Annotated in this window: 16 protein-coding genes and 1 pseudogene; 12 read left to right on the top strand and 5 right to left on the bottom strand. The window is 71.9% G+C overall.

The annotated features are described in order from the left end of the window. Window positions 1–106 precede the first annotated feature (106 nt). Window positions 107–1555: a HAMP domain-containing sensor histidine kinase gene (locus tag AB0I15_RS51230; protein WP_358113895.1), complete on the bottom strand. Its 1449-nt coding sequence runs from the start codon at window positions 1553–1555 to the stop codon at window positions 107–109. Between the two features lie 108 nt (window positions 1556–1663). On the opposite strand from AB0I15_RS51230, the gene AB0I15_RS51235 reads away from it, so the two are divergent. The 3 genes from AB0I15_RS51235 (at window position 1664) to AB0I15_RS51245 (ending at window position 4013) form a co-directional block, all read left to right on the top strand. Next, complete coding sequence (locus AB0I15_RS51235; protein WP_358113896.1) at window positions 1664–2500, top strand: trypsin-like peptidase domain-containing protein; 837 nt, start codon at window positions 1664–1666, stop codon at window positions 2498–2500. A 69-nt stretch (window positions 2501–2569) separates the two neighbouring features. Further along, complete coding sequence (locus AB0I15_RS51240) at window positions 2570–3244, top strand: response regulator transcription factor (protein ID WP_358113898.1); 675 nt, start codon at window positions 2570–2572, stop codon at window positions 3242–3244. A 115-nt stretch (window positions 3245–3359) separates the two neighbouring features. Beyond that, entirely contained in the window at window positions 3360–4013 is a 654-nt protein-coding gene (locus AB0I15_RS51245; protein ID WP_358113900.1) for a TetR family transcriptional regulator, read from the top strand. Here the strand turns inward: AB0I15_RS51245 and AB0I15_RS51250 are convergent. Then, window positions 4012–5154, bottom strand: a pseudogene (locus AB0I15_RS51250) (MFS transporter); the annotation flags it as partial. The gene AB0I15_RS51245 and the pseudogene AB0I15_RS51250 overlap by 2 nt on opposite strands. Window positions 5155–5222: 68 nt before the next feature. Between AB0I15_RS51250 and AB0I15_RS51255 the strand changes: the two are divergent. Next, complete coding sequence (locus AB0I15_RS51255) at window positions 5223–5672, top strand: helix-turn-helix transcriptional regulator (protein ID WP_358113901.1); 450 nt, start codon at window positions 5223–5225, stop codon at window positions 5670–5672. Window positions 5673–5754: 82 nt separating this feature from the next. Here AB0I15_RS51255 and AB0I15_RS51260 read toward each other — a convergent pair whose 3' ends face one another. Both AB0I15_RS51260 and AB0I15_RS51265 read right to left on the bottom strand, forming a co-directional pair. After that, window positions 5755–6771 (bottom strand): aminotransferase class V-fold PLP-dependent enzyme, encoded by a 1017-nt coding sequence (locus AB0I15_RS51260; protein WP_358113903.1) that lies wholly within the window; start codon window positions 6769–6771, stop codon window positions 5755–5757. Window positions 6772–6852: 81 nt separating this feature from the next. Then, window positions 6853–9747 carry a CBM35 domain-containing protein gene (locus AB0I15_RS51265; protein ID WP_358113905.1) on the bottom strand — a complete coding sequence of 965 codons (2895 nt, stop codon included), beginning with the start codon at window positions 9745–9747 and terminating at the stop codon, window positions 6853–6855. Between the two features lie 166 nt (window positions 9748–9913). On the opposite strand from AB0I15_RS51265, the gene AB0I15_RS51270 reads away from it, so the two are divergent. From AB0I15_RS51270 to AB0I15_RS51290, 5 genes are all read left to right on the top strand, one after another. After that, window positions 9914–10501 carry a hypothetical protein gene (locus AB0I15_RS51270; RefSeq protein ID WP_358113907.1) on the top strand — a complete coding sequence of 196 codons (588 nt, stop codon included), beginning with the start codon at window positions 9914–9916 and terminating at the stop codon, window positions 10499–10501. 12 nt (window positions 10502–10513) lie between these two features. Next, window positions 10514–11362, top strand: coding sequence for a hypothetical protein (locus AB0I15_RS51275; RefSeq protein WP_358113909.1), 849 nt, complete (start codon window positions 10514–10516; stop codon window positions 11360–11362). 76 nt (window positions 11363–11438) lie between these two features. Beyond that, on the top strand, window positions 11439–12710 hold the full coding sequence (locus tag AB0I15_RS51280; protein ID WP_358113911.1) for an extracellular solute-binding protein: 1272 nt from the start codon (window positions 11439–11441) through the stop codon (window positions 12708–12710). Continuing rightward, window positions 12710–13657, top strand: a complete 948-nt coding sequence (locus AB0I15_RS51285) for a sugar ABC transporter permease (protein WP_358113913.1) — start codon at window positions 12710–12712, stop codon at window positions 13655–13657. The genes AB0I15_RS51280 and AB0I15_RS51285 overlap by 1 nt, the downstream gene beginning before the upstream one ends. Further along, on the top strand, window positions 13654–14484 hold the full coding sequence (locus tag AB0I15_RS51290) for a carbohydrate ABC transporter permease (RefSeq protein WP_358113915.1): 831 nt from the start codon (window positions 13654–13656) through the stop codon (window positions 14482–14484). Before AB0I15_RS51285 ends, AB0I15_RS51290 begins: the two co-directional genes overlap by 4 nt. Here the strand turns inward: AB0I15_RS51290 and AB0I15_RS51295 are convergent. Further along, on the bottom strand, window positions 14459–16003 hold the full coding sequence (locus AB0I15_RS51295; RefSeq protein ID WP_358113917.1) for a glycoside hydrolase family 88 protein: 1545 nt from the start codon (window positions 16001–16003) through the stop codon (window positions 14459–14461). The genes AB0I15_RS51290 and AB0I15_RS51295 overlap by 26 nt on opposite strands. A 255-nt stretch (window positions 16004–16258) precedes the next feature. Here AB0I15_RS51295 and AB0I15_RS51300 point away from each other — a divergent pair, with 255 nt between their 5' ends. From AB0I15_RS51300 to AB0I15_RS51310, 3 genes are all read left to right on the top strand, one after another. Further along, complete coding sequence (locus tag AB0I15_RS51300) at window positions 16259–18664, top strand: PQQ-dependent sugar dehydrogenase (RefSeq protein WP_358113919.1); 2406 nt, start codon at window positions 16259–16261, stop codon at window positions 18662–18664. Between the two features lie 71 nt (window positions 18665–18735). Continuing rightward, window positions 18736–20529 carry a glycosyl hydrolase family 28 protein gene (locus AB0I15_RS51305; protein ID WP_358113921.1) on the top strand — a complete coding sequence of 598 codons (1794 nt, stop codon included), beginning with the start codon at window positions 18736–18738 and terminating at the stop codon, window positions 20527–20529. Further along, the gene (locus tag AB0I15_RS51310) at window positions 20526–21338 is read left to right on the top strand and encodes a hypothetical protein (protein ID WP_358113923.1); all 813 of its coding nucleotides are present in this window, start codon (window positions 20526–20528) and stop codon (window positions 21336–21338) included. Before AB0I15_RS51305 ends, AB0I15_RS51310 begins: the two co-directional genes overlap by 4 nt. Window positions 21339–21481: the final 143 nt, after the last annotated feature.

The following is a 21481-nucleotide window of genomic DNA, read 5'->3' on the forward strand; positions in this document are numbered from 1 at the left end:
GACCCATCGTGCCGCGCGCCGGTTGCGCCGTATACCTGCCGAAAAGGTAATATTTCCGGCCGACCTATTGGCCTATCCGATCGCCTTATTCATGGCGTCCGATTTCTCATTCCGCCGGGAACCGGACCGTGATCACCGCACCGCCCAGCGGGGCGCCGTTGGCCGCCGTCACCGTGCCGCCGTGCGCGGCCCCCACCGCGCGCACGATCGACAGCCCCAGCCCGGCGCCGGGGGTGGCGCGGGCGTCGTCGCCGCGGATGAAGCGGGCGAACGCGGCGTCCAGCAGGGCGGGCGGGAGGCCGGGGCCGTCGTCGGCGACCTCCAGGACCGCCGACTCCCCGTCCCGCGCGACCCGCACCCGTACGGTGGCCGCGCCCGCGGCGGCGCTGTTGGCGGCCAGGTTCGCCAGCACCTGCCGCAGCCGCTCCTCGTCGGCCGAGACCACGACCGGCTCTCCGCCGGCCTCGATGCCCACCCCGAGCGCCGGGCGCAGCCGGCGGGCCTCGGCGGCGGCCAGCTCCAGCAGGTCCACCGGCGCGGCCCGGACCACCAGGGTGCCCGCCCGCTCGCGCGCCAGCAGCAGCAGGTCGTCGGCCAGCCGCGACAGCCGCTCCGCCTCGCCGAGCGCGGCCAGGAGCGAGTGCTCGACCTCCTCGTCGTCGCCGAGTGCCCCGAGCGCCAGCTCCAGCTCGCCGCGCAGGACGGCGAGCGGGGTGCGCAGCTCGTGGCTGGCGTCGTCCACGAACGCCCGCTCCCGCTCGGCCGCCGCTCCAAGCCTGGCCAGCATGTCGTTCAGCGTGCGCGCCAGCCGCGCGATCTCATCCTCCCCACCCACCACCGCCAACCGCCCGCCCGCGACCGGTGACCCGCTCCCCTGGGGTGGGCCGGCCGCTGTTTCCAGGGAGGAGATGGCCGCCGCCTGCCGGGTCAGCGCGTCCACCGGGCGCAGCGCCGCCCGCACGACCGCCCATGCCCCGGCCGCCAGTGCCCCGGCGAGCACGGGGGCCGCCAGGAAGAGCACGAGCGCCAGGCGCTCCCTGGCCGCGTGCACGGGCTCGGCCGACACCCCGACCACCAGCACGTCCCCGCCCGGCGCCGCCCGCCACACGAGCAGCCGCACGGAGACCGTCCCGCCACCGGCCCCGATCGGCGCCGCCCGGGTCACGAACACCGGATCCCCGCCCCACCCACCCGCCACAGAAGCGGGCACCCCTTCCCAAACCTGGCTGCTCCGCTCCGACGCAGCAGGGGGCGTGGTCCCGAGGTGCCTGACCTGGTCGGTGGTGAGCAGGCGCCGGTTGCGCAGGGTGGCCGATCCGGCGGTCAGCGTGCCGTCGGGGCGGTAGCGCTGGGCCATCGGGTCGCCCGCCAGCGCCGCCGCCCCGCCCGCCGTCAGATCACCGGCCCGGGCCGCCAGGCCGTCGTCGATGGCCGCCCAGAGCTGGCCGTCGAGAGCGGCGTACAGCAGGACGAGGCAGACCGCGAGCGCGCCGACGGCCCCGGCCGCCGTGACGAAGGTCACCCGGGCACGCATCGAACCAGGCAGCAGCCGCATTCTTCTCAGACTCGCACAACCCGGGCTTCCGGGTCTCATCGTTCTCTCATCGACCGGTCAGCAGGCTGAGGGGCGTACCAGGACACCATCACCCGAAGGAGCCCCGCCATGACCACCACCGACCTCCGCCCGCCGTACGTCCAGACCCCCCACCCGCACAGGAGGCGCCGCTCCGGCGGACGGCTGCTGGCCGCCGCCGTCGCGCTCGTCGCCGTCGTCGGCGCCGCGGGCGCCGGCGGCTACCTCGGCGGGCGCGACGTCGCCACCAGGACGGCCGCCGGACCCGCCGCCGCGGCGCCCGTGGCCGCCGCGAACGCGGTGAACGTGCCCGCCCTCCTGGCCAAGGTGGAGCCCTCGATCGTCACCGTCCGCACCCGCTCGGAGGGGGTGGACGCGTTCCTGCAGCCGGTCGCCGAGCAGGGCACCGGCACCGGCTTCGTCATCGGCGCCGACGGGCTCATCGCCACCAACTACCACGTGGTCCAGGGCGCGCAGACGATCACGGTGACGCTGCGCGACGGGCGCACATTACCGGGTACGGTCCTGCGCAGCGACCCCGCCGCCGACCTCGCCGTGGTCCGGGTCGACGCGAAGGGCCTGCCCGTCGCCGCCCTCGGGGACTCGGCCACCCTCAAGGTCGGCGCCCCGGTCATCGCCATCGGCAACGCCCTGGCCCTGCCCGGCGGCCCGACCGTCACCGAGGGCATCGTCTCCGCGCTCGACCGTACGGTCCAGACCGACGCCGGCGCCCGGCTGCGGCACGTCATCCAGACCGACGCCGCCATCAACCCCGGCAACAGCGGCGGCCCGCTCATCGACGCCGCCGGCCGCATCGTCGGTATCAACACGGCCGCGGCCGGCGACGCGCAGAACATCGGGTTCGCGATCGCCATCGACGGCGCCAGGCAGACCATCGACGGCCTGCTCCGCCAGGGCGATGCCTGAGGGGCGAGCGTCGTGCAGGTGATTCAGGAGGTTCCGGCGACGGGCACCGTACGGCCTAAGGTGAGGGCCATGAGGGTGCTCGTCGTCGAGGACGACCCGGGCATGACCCGCATGCTCGTCCGGGGCCTGCGGCGGGAGGGCTACGCCGTCGACGCGGCCGCCACCGGCGACGACGCCCTGTGGCACGCGCTGGAGCACGACTACGACGCCGTCGTCCTCGACGCCATGATCCCGCCGCCCGACGGGTTCGAGGTGTGCCGGCGGATGCGCGCGGCCGGCCGGTGGGCGCCGGTGCTCATGCTGACCGCCCGCGACGCCGTCACCGACCGCGTACGCGGCCTCGACGTGGGCGCCGACGACTACCTGACCAAGCCGTTCGCCCTCGCCGAGTTGTTCGCCCGGTTACGCGCCCTGACCCGCCGCGACCCGCACGAGCGCCCCGCCGTCCTGCGGGTCGGCGACCTCACCCTCGACCCGGTCGGCCACGTGGTGCGCCGCGGGGAGTCGGAGGTCACGCTCTCGCCCAAGGAGTTCGCGCTGCTGCAGGAGCTGATGCGACGTCCGGGCGAGGTCCTCAGCCGCACCCACCTGATCGACCACGTGTGGGACTTCGCCTACGACGGCGGGTCCAACGTCGTCGACGTGTACGTCCGCTACCTGCGCGACAAGGTCGACAGGCCGTTCGGGCGCGAGACGATCCGCACGGTGCGCGGCGCCGGCTACCGCCTCGACCCGACGGCCTGACCACCCGCCCGGGACGCGGATGGCCGCCCCATGACCGGCCAGGTCGCCGCCTGAGGAGCCGCTCATGCCCGTCCGGCTCGCCGTACGGCACACGGGCAGTCACTAATATGGTCCGATGACCTCGCAGCCGGCCGCCAGAGCACGCCAGCGTGACGCCGACCGCACCAAGGCGGAGATCCTCGCGGTGGCGCAGAGCGAGTTCGCCAGGCACGGATACGCCGGGGCCAGGGTCGATGAGATCGCCGAGCTCATGCGCACCACCAAACGCATGATCTACTACTACTTCGGCAGCAAGGAGCGGCTCTACATCGCGGTCCTGGAGAAGGCCTACGCCGAGGTGCGGGAGGTCGAGCGCACGGTCGACGTCGAGCATCTGGCGCCGGTCGAGGCCATCAGGACACTCGCGGAGCTGACGTTCGACCACCACGACGCGCACCGCGAGTTCATCAAGCTCGTCGCCATCGAGAACATCCACCAGGCCGAGCACATCCGCAAGTCGGAGGCCCTGGCCAACCTGGGCACGCCCGTGCTCGACCTCATCTCCCGCATCCTCGACGCCGGGCAGGAGTCGGGCGACTTCGTCACCGAGGCCGACGCGATCGACGTGCACATGATGATCAGCGCGTTCTGCGTCTTCCGGGTGGCGAATCAGCACACGTTCGGGGCCCTGTTCGGCCGGGACATGACGGCTCCGGAGCATCGGGCGCGGCAGCGCCGGATGGTGGGGGAGATGGTGGTGGGCTACCTGCGGGGATCAGGACCAGCGTGAGCAGGGCCGACACGAACGTGACCGCGCAGGCGGCGTTGAGCGCCACCGGCAGCCCGGACAACTCGCTCAGGGCCGGTCCCGCGAACGCGCCCGCCATGGTCGCGGCGGCCTCCACGGTCAGGAAGACCGCGGTGACCCGGCCCAGCAGTTCCCCGGGGACCGCCCGCTGCACCGTGGTCTGCACGCCGACCAGCACCGTGACGCCCGGCAGCCCCAGCAGCACCGCGGCCGCCAGCGCGACGGGCAGCGAGGTGCTGTTGAACATCAGCACGAACGCGCCCCCGACGAGCGCCTGCGCGACGGCGATGGTGGGCCGGGCCGGCAGCCGGTCCACCAGTGCGCGGCTGACCGGCGCCCCGACGAGGAACCCGAGCCCCAGGGCCGACAGCAGGTAACCGACCTCGAGGCTGCCGCCGAACGTGGCCACGCCGAACGGGATGAGCAGCGCGGTGAGCGCGGCGTTGGCCAGCAGGTAGACGCCGTTGGCCGCCAGCAGCGCCCGCGCCGCCGGGATCCGCCGCACGTGGCGCAGCGCCCGCCCGATCCCGCCCGTACGGGTGCCCGGGGTGTGCTCGCGGGCCGACGTACAGGCGATGGCCGTGGCCGAGACGAGGCCGGCCGCGACGGCGGCGGCGATGACCACGTCCAGGCCGGCGACCGCGAACAGCAGCCCGCCCAGCGGCGGACCGGCCAGGCCCACGACGCCGGTGGTGACGGCGCTGAGCGCGTTCGCGCTGGTCAGCGCCGGGCCGGTGCCGACCACGGCGGGCAGGTGGGCCTGGGCCGCCGGCCGGAAGAGCACGGTGGCCGTGCCCTGCCCGAGCACCGCCACGTAGACGAGCCAGATCGTGTCCGGGGTGCGGGCGAGGAGCGCCACGGAGATCGCCACCGCGTGCACGAGATCGGCGGCGATCATCAGGCGCCGCCGGTCCCACCGGTCCGCCACGACCCCGGCGAACGGCCCCAGCAGCAGGGACGGCAGGTGCTCGAACGCCAGGGTGACGCCGGTGGCCAGCACGGAGCCGGTGACGGCGTAGACGTGCGCGGGGACGGCGACGACCAGCATGCTCGTGCCGAGCCCGGCCACCGCCCGCGCCACCCAGAGAAACCGGAAATCACGGATGCCCAGCGCCTGCCACATTGCTTTCCCCCGGTCACGGATCACTATTCCGTGAAAAGAAAAGCCCTCATCGACTATTCTGTCAAGATATGGACCCACGTGAGCTAGGCCGGCGGCTCCGGGGCCGCCGGGCCGCACTCGGCCGGACGGTGGCCACGGTCGCCGCCGACGCCGGGCTGTCGGTGCCGTACGTCGCCAACCTGGAGAACGGCCGCGGCAACCCCACCGTCTCCGCCCTCGACCGGCTGGCCGAAGCCCTCGGGACCCGGCTGGTGATCACCCTGGCCGACCAGGCGCCGGAGCCGCCGCCCGCGCCGCCGCCGTCCCTGCCGGAGTTCGCGCGCGGCCGCCGCTTCCGCCGCGCGGCCGGCACGCTGGCGGGCCTGCTGGGCGAGGACGACGCCACGGTACGCGCCACCCTCGTCAACGCCCTGGCCGCCGTCGCCACCCCGTTGCGCCGGGACCTGTCGGAAGCCGACTGGGAACGCCTACTGGACGCGCTGGTACTGATCCTCGGCCACCCTGCCGGCGAGCGATGACAACGGAGCGGAGCTGACGTGATCGCCCACGTCAGCACTCCGGCACCCAGACCGGCCCTCAGGCCAGCGCTCAGACCGGCCCTCAGGTCAGTGCGTCGAGGGCTCGGTCGACGTCGTCGCTCGTGGTGTAGAGGTGGAAGCTGGCGCGTACGCGGCCCGCCCGGACGGCCGCCCGCACACCCGCCGCCTCCAGCCGCTCGCCGGGGGCGTCCACCGAGACGATGGCCGTGTCGGAGGGTTGCAGGCCGAGGCCGGTCCTGAACCGGTTGGCCAGGGCCACGTTGTGCTCGTGGATCCGCTCGACGCCGATCTCGCCGAGCAGTTCGAGGGCGGGGGCGGCGCCGACGTAGGAGAACCAGGCCGGGGACAGGTCGAAGGCGCGGGCGTCGTCCGCCAGGCGCAGCGGCGGGCCGTAGTAGGAGCCGCCCTCGTCGGCGCCCGCGTACCAGTTGGCGGCCAGCGGACGCATGCGCTCACGCAGACGCGGCGACAGGTAGCCGAACGCGGCGCCGCGCGGCGCCATCAGCCACTTGTAGGCGGCGCAGGCCAGCGCGTCCACTCCCTCGACGCCGACGGGCAGCCAGCCGCACGCCTGCGAGGCGTCCACGATCACCAGCGCGTCATGAGCCCTGGCGGCGGCCACGATGTCCCGCAACGGGGCGACGTATCCGGTCGCGGACTGGACCAGGCTGAAGGCCACGGCGGCGGTGCCGTCGCCGATGGCGTCGGCGATCCGGTCGGCGGGCACCGTCCGCACGTTGGCGGCCACCGCCCACGGGAACAGGTTGCTGGTGAACTCGATCTCCGGCACGACGACCTCGGCCCCCGCTGGCAGGGCGGTGGCCACGGTGGACATGATCTGGGACACGGTGGAGCTCACGGACACGTCGGCGGTCGGGGCGCCGACGAGCCGCGCGAAGGCGGCGCGGGAACGTCCCACGGAGGCGTCCCACGGTTTCCAGTCGCTGCTGCCGTGCCGCCACTCGGTCAGCACGGCCTGCAACTCGTCGAACGCGCGGCGCGGGGGCAGGCCGTAGGAGGCGGTGTTGAGCCAGCCGGGGGAGGCGTCCCAAAGCTTGGCCGCCGTGGCGATGTCCATGGGCCCACCCTAGGCCGGAAAGCCGCAGATCCCCCGGCGCAGGCCCCCAGGAAGGGACCCCGCCGGATCGTTGGTCCGGTTTCAGTTCAGGGAGATTCGGTCCAGGTCGGGGGCCGCGGTCGTGTCGTTGTGGAGTTTGATGGTGTTGGTTCCGGCCCGCAGGGTGACGGGGACCGAGGTGGTGTACGGGGTGTTGTTGCCTACGCCGCTCACCTTCACCTCCACCGGCGTCCCGCCGTTGACCGTCACGAAGTACGAGCGGTCGCCGTTGACGGTGAAGTCGATGAACAGCGTGTGCTCGCCCGCCCGTTCCACTGTCACATCCTCGAACAGCACGTACGCGTCCGCCGCGCCCCCCAGGTTGCGGACCTTCTGGCCGCCCGAGCACGGCGAGCAGCTCGTGACGCCGGCGCTGCCGAGCTGGTTGCGCGAGTCCTCGGCCTCCCGCATGAACACCCGGTCGGCCGGACGGGGGCGGACGCGGAGCTGGCGGGTGACGTCGCCCTGGCGGCCGAGCACCTCGAACGAGGCCCTGACGGGGATGTCGGTCGCCGTCACGTCCTGGCCGGGCGGGGACGTCAGGGTCCACGTGCCCTCCACGACCTGCCCGAGCCGCAGCGTGGCCGCCGTGACGGGCGCCCCGTCGATCGACCAGCCCGCGGGCACGGCAGGGGCGAGCGTCACGCGGTCGAGCGCGTCGTCGGCGTCGAGCCGCAGCCGGGCCGACACCTTCATCGTCTGCTGCCCGGGACCGGCCCACTGCAGGCCGGAGGGCTCGACGGTCATGGTGGTCTTGGGGACGTACGAGGCGGGCGGCATCGGCGCGACCGCGATCCGATCGACCCCCGGCCCCTTGGCGGCCGTGCTGAACAGCGTGACCGTGTTGGCGCCCGCGCGCAGCGGCACCGGCAGCGCGGTCGAGGCCGGCACGCCCGCGTTGTCCCCCGGGACCGCGACCTCGACCGGGGCGGCGCCGTTGACGGAGACCGACAGCGACGACGGCGCGGCGGAGGTGTGGTCGAGCTGCAACCGGTAGTCGCCCGCCGCCGCCACCGTGACCTCGCGGTACGTGATCGCGTGACGCGGCCCGCCGCCCAGCCCCGCCACCTTGGCCGCGCCCGAGCACGCCGCGCACGGCTCGACCCGCGCCGCACCGGTCCGGAGCTGCCTCTCGGCCTCCAGCGGCACCGCGGCCCCGGCGGAGAGCGGGTACGCGGACGCGACCCTGATCTCGTCGATCTGCAACTGCCGCAGGAACCGTGGCGCCTGCGGCCCCGCCCAGGTGTTCAGCACTTCGAGCCGGATGAACCGGGCCCGCTGCTCGCCGAGGTCGACGAGCTGGGTGCCGCGCGCGCTGCGCATCGCGCCCGCGCGTACGGGCCTGCCCCAGTTCCTGCCGTCGTCGCTGACGTAGACGCGGTAGTCCTTGATCCGCGCCGAGTCCTCGGGACGGCCGAACGTCTCGCGGGCGTAGGTCGGTGACCATTCGCGCTGGTTGACCGCCAGGTAGGCGGCCTTGCGCCGGTGGCCGAGGTCGAGGGTGAGGGAGACGGGCAGCGTGGCGTCGGCGTCCCAGTAGCGCTGGAAGTCGCCGTCCACCAGGGCCGCGGCCGGGTGCTCCGCCTTGGCGGTGGCGCTCGCCTTCAGCGACGTCTGCGGGTGGAAGTGCCGCCGGCCGGCCGTCTCCACCTTGAAGACCGTGTCGTACGGGTCCCACGCCGTGATGCCGAGGACCGTCAGGAAGCCGCCGGACTGGCTGAACCGCATCCGCTTGCCGGTGCGCAGGTCGCTGACCCGGGTCACGCGGTAGCCGTTGTCGCGCAGCCGTACGAGGTCGGTGGTGGGCCTGGTCACCACGTGCGCGTACTGGATCCTGTCGTCGCCGCGCCGGAGGGTGACGACGCCGTGGGCTCCGTCGTTCCAGGAGCCGGGCTGCAGGCCGCCGTACATGTAGCCGCCGCCCTCGGTGGCCTGCAGCGACTCCTTGATCGGCGGGACCCACGTGGACATGAACGCGTTGAACTCCTCCTGCTGCGGCGGGAACCGGCCGTTGACCATCGGCGTCTCGGCCATCAGCGACTTCATCGAGGAGCCGGCGTTGGTGATGTAGCGGCCGGTGGACAGGCGGACGTCGACGGGGTGGCTGCCGCCGTCGTACCACCAGTCGCCGGTGGTGGGCAGCTTGTAGTCGGCCTCGACCAGGCGCGGCATCGGCGTCCAGGCGGCCTGCGGGTAGTCGTAGGCCGGGGTCATGCCGGTCTTCTGCTCGTTGCTGACCGTGTCCATGATCGGGGTGTCCTCGTTGTTGTTGCTCAGCAACCAGGACGGCCGCTTCTCGCGGATCTGCTCGTAGAGCCGGTTCTGCTCCCAGTAGTCGTTGTCGTTGTCGATCCAGAACCCGGCCAATTCCTGATATTTGTCCATGACCTCGAAGAACAGGTCATAGCTATACATCCCAAACCCGGCCCTGGTCGTCAGATCGACCTGCCGGCCCTTGTACGCCGAGTACGCGGCCGAGTCGAGCGTCTCGACGCCCTGCTCGTTGTGCCACTGGGGATCGTCGGTCATGTACAGGATGATCCGCACGTCCTTCGCCCGGCCCGCCGCCACCAGCTCGCCGAGTAGATCCCGCCGCGTGGCGCAGCTCCCGGGGATCGCGGACGGCCACGGGCGCGCGTAGCCCAGCCTGCTGTGGAACGTGGCCAGGACGATGTACGAGGCGCCCAGCTTGCGAGCCTCGTCGACCCAGTAGTCCGCGCTCCAGCCGCCCTCGGTGACGTCGCGCTCCCAGGCCGCGCAGTCGAGGTGGCGCGGCGCGGTGAACATGCCCCAGTGCAGGAACAGGCCGGCCGTGGAGTCGCGTAACCAGCGCTGGCGGGGATGCTCGACCTCCGCGCGGGCGGCGGGGGCCGTGAGCAGGCCGGCGAGCAGAGCGAGGATCAGGGTGGCGAAGGCGGTACGGGATCGGAGTCTCACGGGATCGCTCCCTCGGAGGGCCGGCTTCCTCAGACATCCGATGACTATCGCAGGTAAAGGGCGCCGTCAAGAGGCCGGTTCACCGGTTCTCTTGACGCCCGGTTAGCCGGAGTGGTCCTATGAATCTCCAGAGCGCGATAGGAAAGTTTCCTAATCTGGAGGATCGATGCGATTACTCCTCATGGGCGCGCCGGTGGCCGGGCTGCTGCTGGCGACCTCGCTGCCCGCCGCGGCCGATCCGGTGGAGTCCGGGCCGTGGACGTCGTACTCGCCGACGTTCAACGTGCAGGAACGTGGCTGTGGTGACGTCAGCGACCTGACGTTCACCCTGTCCTGCTCCACCAACAGCGGCGACCAGCGGGCCGAGCGGCGCTACGCCACCTACTCGAACGGCACCCGCCAGTTCGAGGGCCATTTCAGGATCACCAGCCTGCCGGGCAGCCGGATCAGCCTGAAACAGACGTTCAAGACGACCGGTCCGTTCTTCATGCTCGCCGTCGAGCGCGGCGGCCGGCTGTACGCCGTGCACGGCGGCACCACGATCGCCACCGGCGCGACGGTCGGCACGACGGTCCGCGTCAACACCGTCCACGTCGTGGGCAGCACTCATCGGACCTATATCAACGGGTCGCTCAAGCACACGGTGGCCAGTGAGAGCGGGAGCTTCTACGACAAGTTCGGCGCCTACCGGACGAACAGCGGGCAGGGGCCCGCGACGGTCCAGTGGAGTGGCGTCCAGTTCTGGCGGAAATAGGGCGGAGCGGCGATGCGGAGTCTGGCGGCGGTTGTCCCGCTGGCGGTTCTGATGCTGGTCACGGGCTGTGCCACGCCGCCGTCACCCGCACCGGAACGACCGCCCACGTCCCGCCCCACCGCCCCCGACCACCAGGGCACGTCGCCTGTCGCCACCGGCCCCAGGTCGCAGGGCGTGGCGCCGCCGGTCGCCGATCCCGGCGCGCGGGGTGCGGCGGGCCGGCGGGCGGCGTCCGGCGGGCAGGGCGGGGTGCGGCTGGAAGGCGCGCTGACGTCGCCGACCGACGTCGCGCTGCGCTGGGACGGGAAGGATCCGCAGGCCGCCGGGCACGTGCTCGAGTTCGCCACCGACCCGCGCGGCCCGTACACCATCCTGGCCTTCCTCCCGCCCGGCGAGCACGCCTACACCCATCCCGACCTCATCCCGGACACCACCTTCCACTACCGCCTGCGGCCCTACCGAGGCCGGGCGTCGGCGGCGGTCGACGTGACCGCCGGCGGCGGGCCGTACCCGGAGCCGGGGCCCGGCTGGTCGCAGCCGCGCACCGTCCCGGGCGGCCCGCGCCGCGCGCTGCCCACCGGCGGCGGGGGAGCGGCGCCGGCCGACCTGCGGGCCACGGTCGTGCAGGCCGACGGCGTGGCCTTCACCTGGACCGACCGCGCCGCCGACGAGGACGGCCTCCTCCTGGAGAACCGCCCGGCGGGCCGGACCGGCTTCCGGGTGGTCGCGCTGCTCGACCCCGACGTCAACGCCTTCGGCCTGATCACACTCCCCGAGGAGCGGCGCGCGGCGTACCGCGTGCGCGCGTTCCGCTACGGCACCCCGTCGAACGTCGTCGAGCTGGCGACGGGCGGCTCATGAAACCCTCGCAGAACATCCTACCTTTAGAAGAGACATGAACGCCTGCAAGAGTCGGATTCGCCTCATCAGTGATCGGATGTCTTGGACGATGGCGCTGGTCGCCGCCCTCGCGGTGACCGGTTGTTCCAGTGGTTCGCCGGGCACCGGCCCGCCCGCCTCGGCGGGAGGCGAGCAGCGGGTCTCCTTCCTGGTGTTCCCGTCGCCGAACCTGCCGGAGTCGTACTGGAAGGCCCAGGTGGAGCTGGTCACCAAGGCCCACCCCAACCTGGAGGTCGAGCTCGTCGCCGCCCCGTCGGAGTCGGAGCGCAACGACTACGCCAAGCAACTCGCCGCCTCCGGGCAGCTCCCCGACGTGCAGATCGGCATGCAGGACCTGATCGCCCTGGAGCCGAACCTGGCGCCCTGGACCCCGCAGGAGCTTACGGACTTCCTCTGCCCGGCGTGCGGCGCGGTCAACGGCAAGGTGCTGCAGCTCCCGGCCAACACGCAGACGATCCCGAACGTCTACTACAACAGGAAGCTGTTCGCCAAGGCGGGCATCGACGCGCCACCGAAGACCTACGCCGAGCTCCTGGCCGCCGCGGACAAGCTCAAGGCCGCGGGGATCACGCCGTTCGTGAGCGGCGGCGTGTTCGTCACCTCCCAGCCCTGGACCGCCCTGCTGGCCACCGGCCTGTACGCCAGGACGCCGGACTGGATGGCCAGACGGCGCGCCGGCGAGGTGACGTTCGCGGGCACCCCCGAGGTGAAGGCGGCCACCCAGAAGTTCGCCGACCTCACCGCCAGGGGCTACATCGACAAGCGGCAGATCGGCCAGGACTACCCCAAGACCCAGGAGGCGTTCCTCGCCGGGAAGGGCGCCATGTACCCGATGGGGAGCTGGTTCGCCGCCGCCGCCGACCAGTCGGACCTGAAGGACGACATCGGCGTGTTCGCCTGGCCCGGTGACGACGGCTCCCTGCGCCTGCCGGCGTTCACCGGCGGCGGCCTGTCCGTCAGCGCCACGGCCGCGAACATGGCCGCGGCCAAGGAGTTCGCCCTGGCCTTCCAGCTCACCAAGGAGAACCTGGACGCCTCGGTCAAGGCGGACGCGCTGTTCCCGGCGATCAAGGGGTACACGCCGCCGGACGGCACGGGCCCGGTCTTCAAGGCCGTCTACGACCTGTGGCGGCAGGCGGTCGAGCAGAAGGCCACGGTCCCGGCCTTCGGCTGGGAGGCGGGTGACGCGGCCATGCTGCCCGGTATGCAGGGCAAGTTCTGGTCGGCCGCACAGGACCTGGTCAGCGGTAAGAAGAACGTCGACCAGGTGCTCTCGTTCCTCGACACGGAATGGGAGAAGAGCGGCTGATGGCCGTCGGCACCACTCGGCGCAGGCCCGGCCACGCCGGCGTCAGGACGCGAGGGAGCCGCGCCAGACGCCGCCGGAGGCCGGGCCTGTGGCACTTCCTCACGTTCGCCGCGCCCGGCACGCTCGTCTACGTCTGCCTCGTGCTGCTGCCCATCGTGATGAGCGCCGGCTACAGCCTCACCAACCAGGCGCTGCTGCGGCCGCGGACGGAGTTCGTCGGGCTGCGCAACTACGGGCTGCTGCTGAGGGACGAGACCTTCCTGCAGTCGCTCCGGGTCACCACGACCCTCACGCTGATCGTGGTCATCGTCCCGAACGTGCTCGGCGTGGCGATCGCGGTCCTGCTCGACCGGCGCGGCTGGCTCTACAACGCGCTGCGCAGCGTCTTCTTCACCCCGATGGTGATCAGCTCGGTGGTCATCAGCGTGATCTGGACACGCGTCCTGGCCGACGACGGCCCGGTCAACCAGGCGCTCAGGGCGCTCGGCGTACGCGAGCCGCCGGGCTGGCTGTCCGACCCCGGCATCGCGCTCTACTCCCTGTCCTCCATCGTCTGCTGGCAGATGCTCGGCTTCTGCGTGGTCGTCTACCTCGCCGGCCTGCAGGGCGTGCCGCAGGAGCTGACGGAGGCGGCGGCGATCGACGGCGCCGGCGCGGGACGGCGCTTCCGGCACGTCACCTGGCCGCTGCTGGCCCCGGCCCTGACCATCAACACGGTCGTGCTGCTGATCTCCGCGTTCAAGATCTTCGACCACGTGAAGGTCATCACGAACGGCGGCCCCGGCACCGGCACCACCGCGAGCGTGGCGTTCGTCGTGCTGCAGGAGGGCTTCGTGGAGAACCGGACCGGCTACGCCTCCGCCGAGGCGGTCGTCATGCTGGTCGTCATCGCCGTGCTGTCGATCGTCACGCTGCGGATCCTGCAGCGCAGAGAGGTGCAACTATGACGGGCTCCAGGCTGCCGTGGCTGCGTCCGCTGGTGGCGCTGACGGTGGGGGCGGTCTTCGCCATCCCGCTCTACATCGCGGTGATCAACGTCTTCAAACAGAGCAGGCAGGTGGCGGGCGGCACCATGTCGCTGCCCGCGCCGCCGACCCTGGACAACCTGGTCCGCGTGCTGACCGGCCCCGACAGCCTCTTCTGGTCCTCGCTGCGCACCAGCGTGCTGGTCACGTCCCTGTCGATCGTGATCCTGACGCTGCTGTCGGCGATGCTCGGCCACTACCTGGCCAGGCACGGCGGCTGGTGGTCGCGGGCGATCATGGTGCTGCTGCTGTGCGGGCTGATGATCCCGCCGCAGGTCATCCTCATCCCGGTGACCCAGGTGCTCAGGTCGCTCGGGCTGATGTCCACGTTCCAGGGGCTCGTGCTGTTCAACGTCGGCTACTACGTGCCGTTCGGCGTGTTCGTCTTCTCCGGGTTCATGAAGGGGGTGCCCCGGGAGCTGGAGGAGGCGGCCGCGATCGACGGGGCCACGCGGTGGCAGACGTTCTGGCGGATCGTCTTCCCGCTGCTGCGGCCCGCCACCGCGAGCGTGCTGATCTTCCTCGGCGTCTGGATCTGGAACGACTTCCTCAACCCGCTGATCATCTACGGGCCGCGTGAGGGCACCACGATCATGACGGGCGTCTACAAGTCGCTCGGCCAGTACGCCGCCGACTTCGGCGGCATGTTCGCCCTCATGTTCCTGGCCACGCTGCCCATCCTGGTGTTCTACCTGCTGCTGCAGAAACAGTTCGTCAAGGGGCTCACCGGGGGTGCGACGAAGGGCTGAGCTGCTCGTTCATGATGAGGAAGGCCCCGAGCCCGTGGAAGTCGCCGACCGGCCTGGCCCGGCCGTAGTAGTAGGCGGGCGAGTCGCTGGCGTTGGTGCCCTCGCTGATGCCGGTGATCTCGGCCCGGCCGTCGGCGCCGAGCGTGACCCGGGCCAGCACGCCCTGATAGCCGTGATCGGCGTTGACCTGGTAGGAGGCGTCCACGTGACCGCGCTCGACGGACTTGTCGATCGTGTACGTGTACATCGCCGAACAGGAGGTCTCCGTCCAGTTCGACGGGTCGCCCGGCTCGGTGACGATCTGGAACCAGCGGCCGGTCGCCTGGTCCTGCCAGCGGGCGTAGGCGGGCACGAGGTCGCGCAGGATGGCGACCAGCGCGGCCCTGCGCGGATGGGCGGCCGGGAGCAGGTCGAGGACGTCCACCACGGCCATCCCGAACCAGCCCATCGCCCGGCACCACGAGATCCCGTTCGTGTGGCCCAGCGACGGCTTGACCCACGGGGCCGTCGGCCCGCCGGGCTCGTCGTAGGCGTGGTAGAGCAGCCCGGCGGCCGTGCCCGAGGTCCGCCGCAGGTGGCTCCAGTAGACCTCGAGCTGCCGGGCGGGCTCGGTGGCGGTGAAGGAGTCGGCCGCCACCCAGGCGCCGTACCGGGCCAGGAACGGGTCCGCCATGTACACGCCGTCGCCCCAGAGCTGGCCCTCGCGCGAGGCGGACGTGGAGTGCCACCAGCCGCCGTCCGACGTGCGCGGATAGGTGTTCAGCCGGGCCCTGATCCGGGCCGCGGCCGTACGGTAGCGGGCCTGGCCGGTCTCCCGGTAGAGGGCGAGCAGCACGTTGCCGGACTGCATGCTGTCCAGATTGCCGAAGCTCTGCCCGATGTCGCCGGAGGCGCTGACGAACCGGTCGGCCCAGTCCTTGACGTACTGGAGGTAGCGGGCCTCCCCGGTGCGCTGCCAGACCAGGTACTGGCCCCACAGGTAGAGCCCGCGGGTGTAGCCCCAGCCGCCGAGCGTGGCGGGGGAGTGGCGGGCCATCGTCGCGTCCACCACGGCCCTGGACCAGTCGACGTCCGGCGCCGGGTCCACGGACAGCGAGTCGAGGTTCGGGCCTCCACCGGCGGTGGTGGCCGTGGCCTTGACCACGTTCGCGCCCGCCGCCAGCGCGGCCCGCGTGGTCACCGTGCGCCACGAGGTCCAGGAGCCGGTGGCGGGGAAGGACAGCGTCGTGGTCGTGCCGCCGGCGGCGACGGTCATGGGCCGGTCGGCGCCCGTGCCGTTGGCGTAGCGGAAGACGAGTGTGGCGGGGCCGGGGGCGTCGACCGTCCAGGTGAGGGCGGAGCCGGTGACGTTGTCGAAGTTGACGAACCCCGAGCCGGTGAACCCGGCGTGGTTCGACTCCACGACGCCCTGCGAGATCGTCCCCTCCTCGGCCTCGTAGAGCGTGGCCGCCACGGCAACCGGTTGCAGAAAGAGCACGCCGCCGAGGGCCAAAGCGGTGATCGTGCGGAGATGGCGCATGTCTCACTCCTGGGGCGGGCAAGTGGTGACGCGATGCCGATGGGCATGGCATCCGATCTCCTTGCGCCTTTAAGGCATACATCCCGGCGTGGCGCTTGTCTATCGGTCGATTACATCGGATGTATCGGTCTCATCACGTTAGGAAAGTTTCCTAAAGTATGGATCGTTCCATGTCTTGACGCCCGTGCGGGATTGTGGCAAACGTTTGGAAAGCTCCCCCTTACTCGCGGCATCACTCTCAGCCAGGAGCGCCCGATGAGATTTAGAAAGTCCCGGGCTTGCGTCACCGCCTGCATGCTCGCCCTCGGGATGACCGCCCTTCCCGCCGGCGCGGCCCCCACCCGGTACGAAGCCGAGAACGCGACGATCTCCCAAGGCGTCGTGGAGTCCAATCACGCCGGTTACTCCGGCACCGGCTTCGTCAACGGTGACAACGTCGCCGGCGCCTACACCGAATGGACGATCAACGCGCCGACCGCGGGCACCGCGACGCTGGCCCTGCGATACGCCAACGGCACCACCTCCGACCGGCCCAGCGACATCGCCGTCAACGGCGTCACCGTCGCCGCGGCCCGCTCCTTCCCCGTCACCGGCGCCTGGACCACCTGGACCACGCTCACCCTGACCGCCCAGGTGGCCGCGGGGGCCAACACGGTCCGGGCCACCGCTGCCGGCGCGGGCGGCAACCCGAACTGGGACTACCTCGAATCCGAGGTCCAGGCGTCGAACTTCACCGACTACCAGGCCGAGTCGGCGACGATCTCGCAGGGCGTCGTGGAGTCGAACCACGCCGGGTTCACCGGCTCCGGGTTCGTCAACTACGACAACCTCACCGGCTCGTACGTCGAGTTCTCCGTCAGCGCGGCCACGGCCGGCGCCCAGAGCCTGACCTTCCGCTTCGCCAACGGCACCACCGCCGAACGGCCGATGTCGATCTCCGTCAACGGCACCGCCACCGCCGTGTCCTTCCCGGCGACCGGCGCCTGGACCACGTGGCAGGAGGCCACCGTCAACGCCACGCTCAACGCCGGCGGCAACACGGTCAGGGCCACCGCGACCACCGCGGGCGGCGGGCCGAACCTGGACCGGCTGCGGGTCAGCGGGCCCGGCGACACCGAGAAGCCCACCTCACCGGGCCAGCCGGTGTGCTCCGACATCGCGCACAACGCCCTGACCCTGGACTGGCCGCCGTCCACGGACGACGTGGGCGTGGTGGCGTACGACATCTACCACCAGGGCCAGCAGATCGCGACCGCGACGGCGGCACCGCACCGGCTGACCGGGCTCAACCCCGACTTCGCCTACCAGCTCTCGGTGTTCGCCCGCGACGCCTCCGGCAACGTCTCCCTGAGCAGCCCCGAGGCCGACTGCCGGACGCTGCCCGCGCCGGCCGACGACCCGCCGACGCGGCCGGGGCAGCCCTCCGTCAGCGGCGTGCAGGCCACCACGGCCACCGTGACCTGGACGGCCTCCACCGACGACAACGGCGTGCGCGCCTACCTCGTACGCGACCACGCCACCAGCGCCGTGCTCGCCACGGTCACCGGCACGCCGCCGGCCACCACGTCCAGTGTGCCGCTGGAGTGCGCCCGCACGTACCAGGTGCACGTCGTGGCGCGGGACACCGCCGGGCAGCTCTCCACCGCGAGCGCGCCGTCGGCGTCGTTCACCACCGCCTCCTGCGGCAGTGTGCCGCAGACGCCGACCTCGATCGCCGGCGGCTGGGATGTGCCCTGGGACATCTCCTGGGCGCCCGACGGCACGTACGCGCTGGTGACCGAGCGCGACACGTTCCGGGTCTACAAGATCACCCCGTCGGGGACCAAGACGCAGGTCGGGACCGTGCCCAACTCGCAGACCACCAACGGCGAGGGCGGCCTGATGGGCCTGGACTTCTCGCCCACCTGGAACGGCACGACCGACCAGGAGGTGTTCTTCATGCACACCTCCTCCGAGGGCAACCGCGTCGCCAAGATGAGCTTCAACGGCACCACGCTCAGCGGCTACGCCAGCGTCCTGCAGGGCATCGACAAGAACCGGTACCACAACGGCGGGCGCATCAGGTTCGGCCCCGACGGCCACCTGTACGTCGCCACCGGCGACGCCCAGCAGTCCGGCAACGCCCCCGACCTGGACTCGCTCAACGGCAAGATCCTGCGCATCACCAGGACCGGCGCCGCCGCGCCCGGCAACCCGTTCGGCACCCGCGTCTACAGCTACGGCCACCGCAACCCGCAGGGCCTGGCCTGGGACTCGGCCGGCCGCCTGTGGTCGTCGGAGCTGGGGAACTCCTCGCGCGACGAGCTCAACCTCATCCTGCCCGGCCGCAACTACGGCTGGCCCACCTGTGAGGGCACCTGCGACACCTCAGGCATGACGAACCCCAAGCGCACCTGGACCGTCGCCGAGGCCTCGCCGAGCGGCATCGCCATCGTCGGCAACACGATCTTCATGGCGTCGCTGCGCGGTCAGCGGCTGTGGCGCATCGTGCTGAACGGCGAGAACGTCTCGACGGTCAACGCCTACTTCAACGGCACGTACGGCCGGCTCCGCGCGGTCGAGAAGGTGCCCGGCGCCAACGCCATCTGGTTCGGCTCCACCAACTCCGACAACAACGGCGACGGCTCCGCCGACACGATCCGGCGCTCCAACATCCAGTAACCCCTCACCCTTCGCCGCCGGCGGCCGCGCAGGAGCGCGGTCGCCGGATCCACCCCCCGCTGGAGCCTCCGATGCCTCCCTCCCGAAGGGCCGTGCTCAAAGGGGCACTGCTCGTCCCCGTGCAGGCGGGCGCCGTGCTGCCGCCGGCGCCCGCCACGGCCCGCACCCTCGAATCCCCGTGGGACCAGGTGCCCGCGATCCTCGCCAGGATCGTGCCCCCGGTCTTCCCCGACCGCACGTTCCCCATCACCGACCACGGCGCCCGGCCGGACGACACCACCGACTGCACGCCCGCCTTCCGCGCCGCGATCGCGGCCTGCAACGCGGCCGGCGGCGGGACCGTGCTCGTGCCCGCCGGCGGGAAATACCGGACCGGCCAGATCCACCTGCTGTCCGGCACACGCCTGCACGTCGAGGCCGGGGCGACGATCAGGTTCCGCTCCGACGCGGGCTCCTACCTGCCGGCCGTGCACACCCGCTGGCAGGGGATCGAGTGCTACAACTACTCGCCCTTCATCTACGCCCGCGGCCAGCGTGACCTCGCCCTGACCGGCGGCGGCACCATCGACGGGAACGCGGCGGCCGGCCCGTGGTTCGGCTTCGACGACCGGCGCGGCCCCGACTGGGACCGCCTGCAGCGCTTCGCGGTGGACGGCGTGCCGGTCGAGGAGCGCCGGTTCGGCGACGGCCACTACCTCAAGCCGAACCTCGTCCAGTTCGTCGACTGCCGCAACATCCTCATCGAGGACCTGGACATCAGGAACCCCGCGATGTGGACCATCCACCCGGTCTTATCCCGAAATATCACTATCAGGCGGGTCAAGATCTTCAGCCGTGGCGCCATGGTGGACGGCGTCGACCCCGAATGCTCCTCCGACGTCCTCATCGAGGGCTGCACGTTCGACACCGGCGACGACGGCACGGTCATCAAGTCCGGCCGCGACACCGACGGCCGCCGCGTCGGCGTGCCGTCCACCGACATCGTCATCCGCGGCAACACCTACCTCGGCCGCTGGGGCGCGATCACCGTCGGCAGCGAGATGTCCGGCGGCGTCCGCAACGTCTTCGCCGAGAACAACCGCATCCTGCCCGGCTCCGGCTACCGCTCGTTCTACGCGGTCTACCTGAAGACCAACAACCGGCGCGGCGGCACGGTCGACGGCGTCCACGTCCGGAACCTGACGGGCGGCCCCTGCGACAGGGGCGGCCTCTACATCGACATGAACTACAGCCTCACCGGCCCCGGCTTCGGCCCGATCGTCCACCCGGTCATCCAGAACCTCACCGTGGACGGCCTGAACATCGCCGACTCCCCGTTCGCCATCAAGCTGTCCGGCTCGGCCGCCAGCCACATCAGGAACGTGACGATCTCGAACAGCACCTTCACCCAGATCGACACGCCCGCGCCGCAGATCGCCAACGCCGACGGCGTCGTGCTGCGCGACGTGCGGATCAACGGCGTCCTGTACGGCGCCCCGCCCGGCAACCGCCACGAGGCCGAGAGCGCGCTCATCTCCCAGGGCGCCGTCGAATCCAACCACGCCGGCTTCTCCGGCTCCGGCTTCGTCAACTACGACAACGTGGCGGGCTCGTACGTGGAGTTCACCGTGACCGCCGCCGCGGCCGGTACCGCCACGCTCACCCTGCGCTACGCCAACGGCACGACCACGGGCCGGCCGATGGACATCGCGGTCAACGGCACGGTCGTGGCCCCCGCCAAACCCTTCCCCGGCACCGGCGCGTGGACGACCTGGCAGTCCACGAGCCTGTCGGCCCCGCTCGCCGCCGGCCCCAACACGGTCAGGGCCACGGCCACCACCGCGAACGGCGGCCCCAATCTCGACTACCTGGAGGTGTCGGCATGAGTGAACCCCTGGAACTGTCACGCCGCCGGTTCGGACTGCTGGCGGGCGCCGCCGCCGTCGCCCCGCTCCTGCCGTCCCGCGCCGCCCCCACGCTGCTTCCGGCCGGGATGGCCTGGCAGCTCATGTGGTCTCCGTCGGCCGGTGCCAACGGCATGGGCGCGTGGGAGAGCATCGAGGACGACCGCGCGGACTCCCACCCCGCCGGCGCGCCCCACATCCGTCCCGAGGGCGACAACTACCGCTTCACCATGCACACGGCCGACCGCGACACCAGCACCGACCGGCAGCGCCACGAGGTGACGGGCAACCGCACCTCCAGCAGCGCCTTCCTGCGCTGGCGGAGCGGCGAGCTGTGGCGGGTCACCTACTCCATGTACATCCCGGCCACGCTCAAGGCCACCACGACGTTCACCCACATCTTCCAGACCAAGATGCCGGGCACCGGGACCTCGCCGATCACGGTCACGTCGCTGCGCCGGGTGTCGGGCCGGCAGACCATCGAGCACAAGGTCTTCGAGCCGGACATCCTCGTGGGGCGGACCGACCTGGAGCCGCTGCACGACAGGTGGATCGACATCGACTACGAGATCAGGATCGGTGACGGCTCCTCCGGCGGCGTCAGGTGGGTGGTGCGCAACGGCGGGAGCACGGTGATCGACGTCACGCGGACGGGCGTGGACACCTTCCTCGGCGACCGGGTCCGGCCCAAGTGGGGCATCTACCGGTCGCTGGGGGACACCTCGGGCTCGCTGCAGAACTGCCATCTGCTGCTGACGCGGCTCAGGTCGTACAAGGCCGTGGCGCAATGAAAGACCCCGTGAACGGCCCACTGAACGGCCCGTCGCGGCGTGAGGTCCTGCTGGCTGCTCTGGCCACCGGCGCCGTCGCCGGTTCGTCCGGGACGGCGGCGGGTGGGGGTGGGGCCGCCGCCGCGACCGCGGCGGCGGCCGGC

The sequence above is a fragment of the Nonomuraea sp. NPDC050643 genome, assembly GCF_040654715.1.
Taxonomy (GTDB): Bacteria; Actinomycetota; Actinomycetes; order Streptosporangiales; family Streptosporangiaceae; genus Nonomuraea.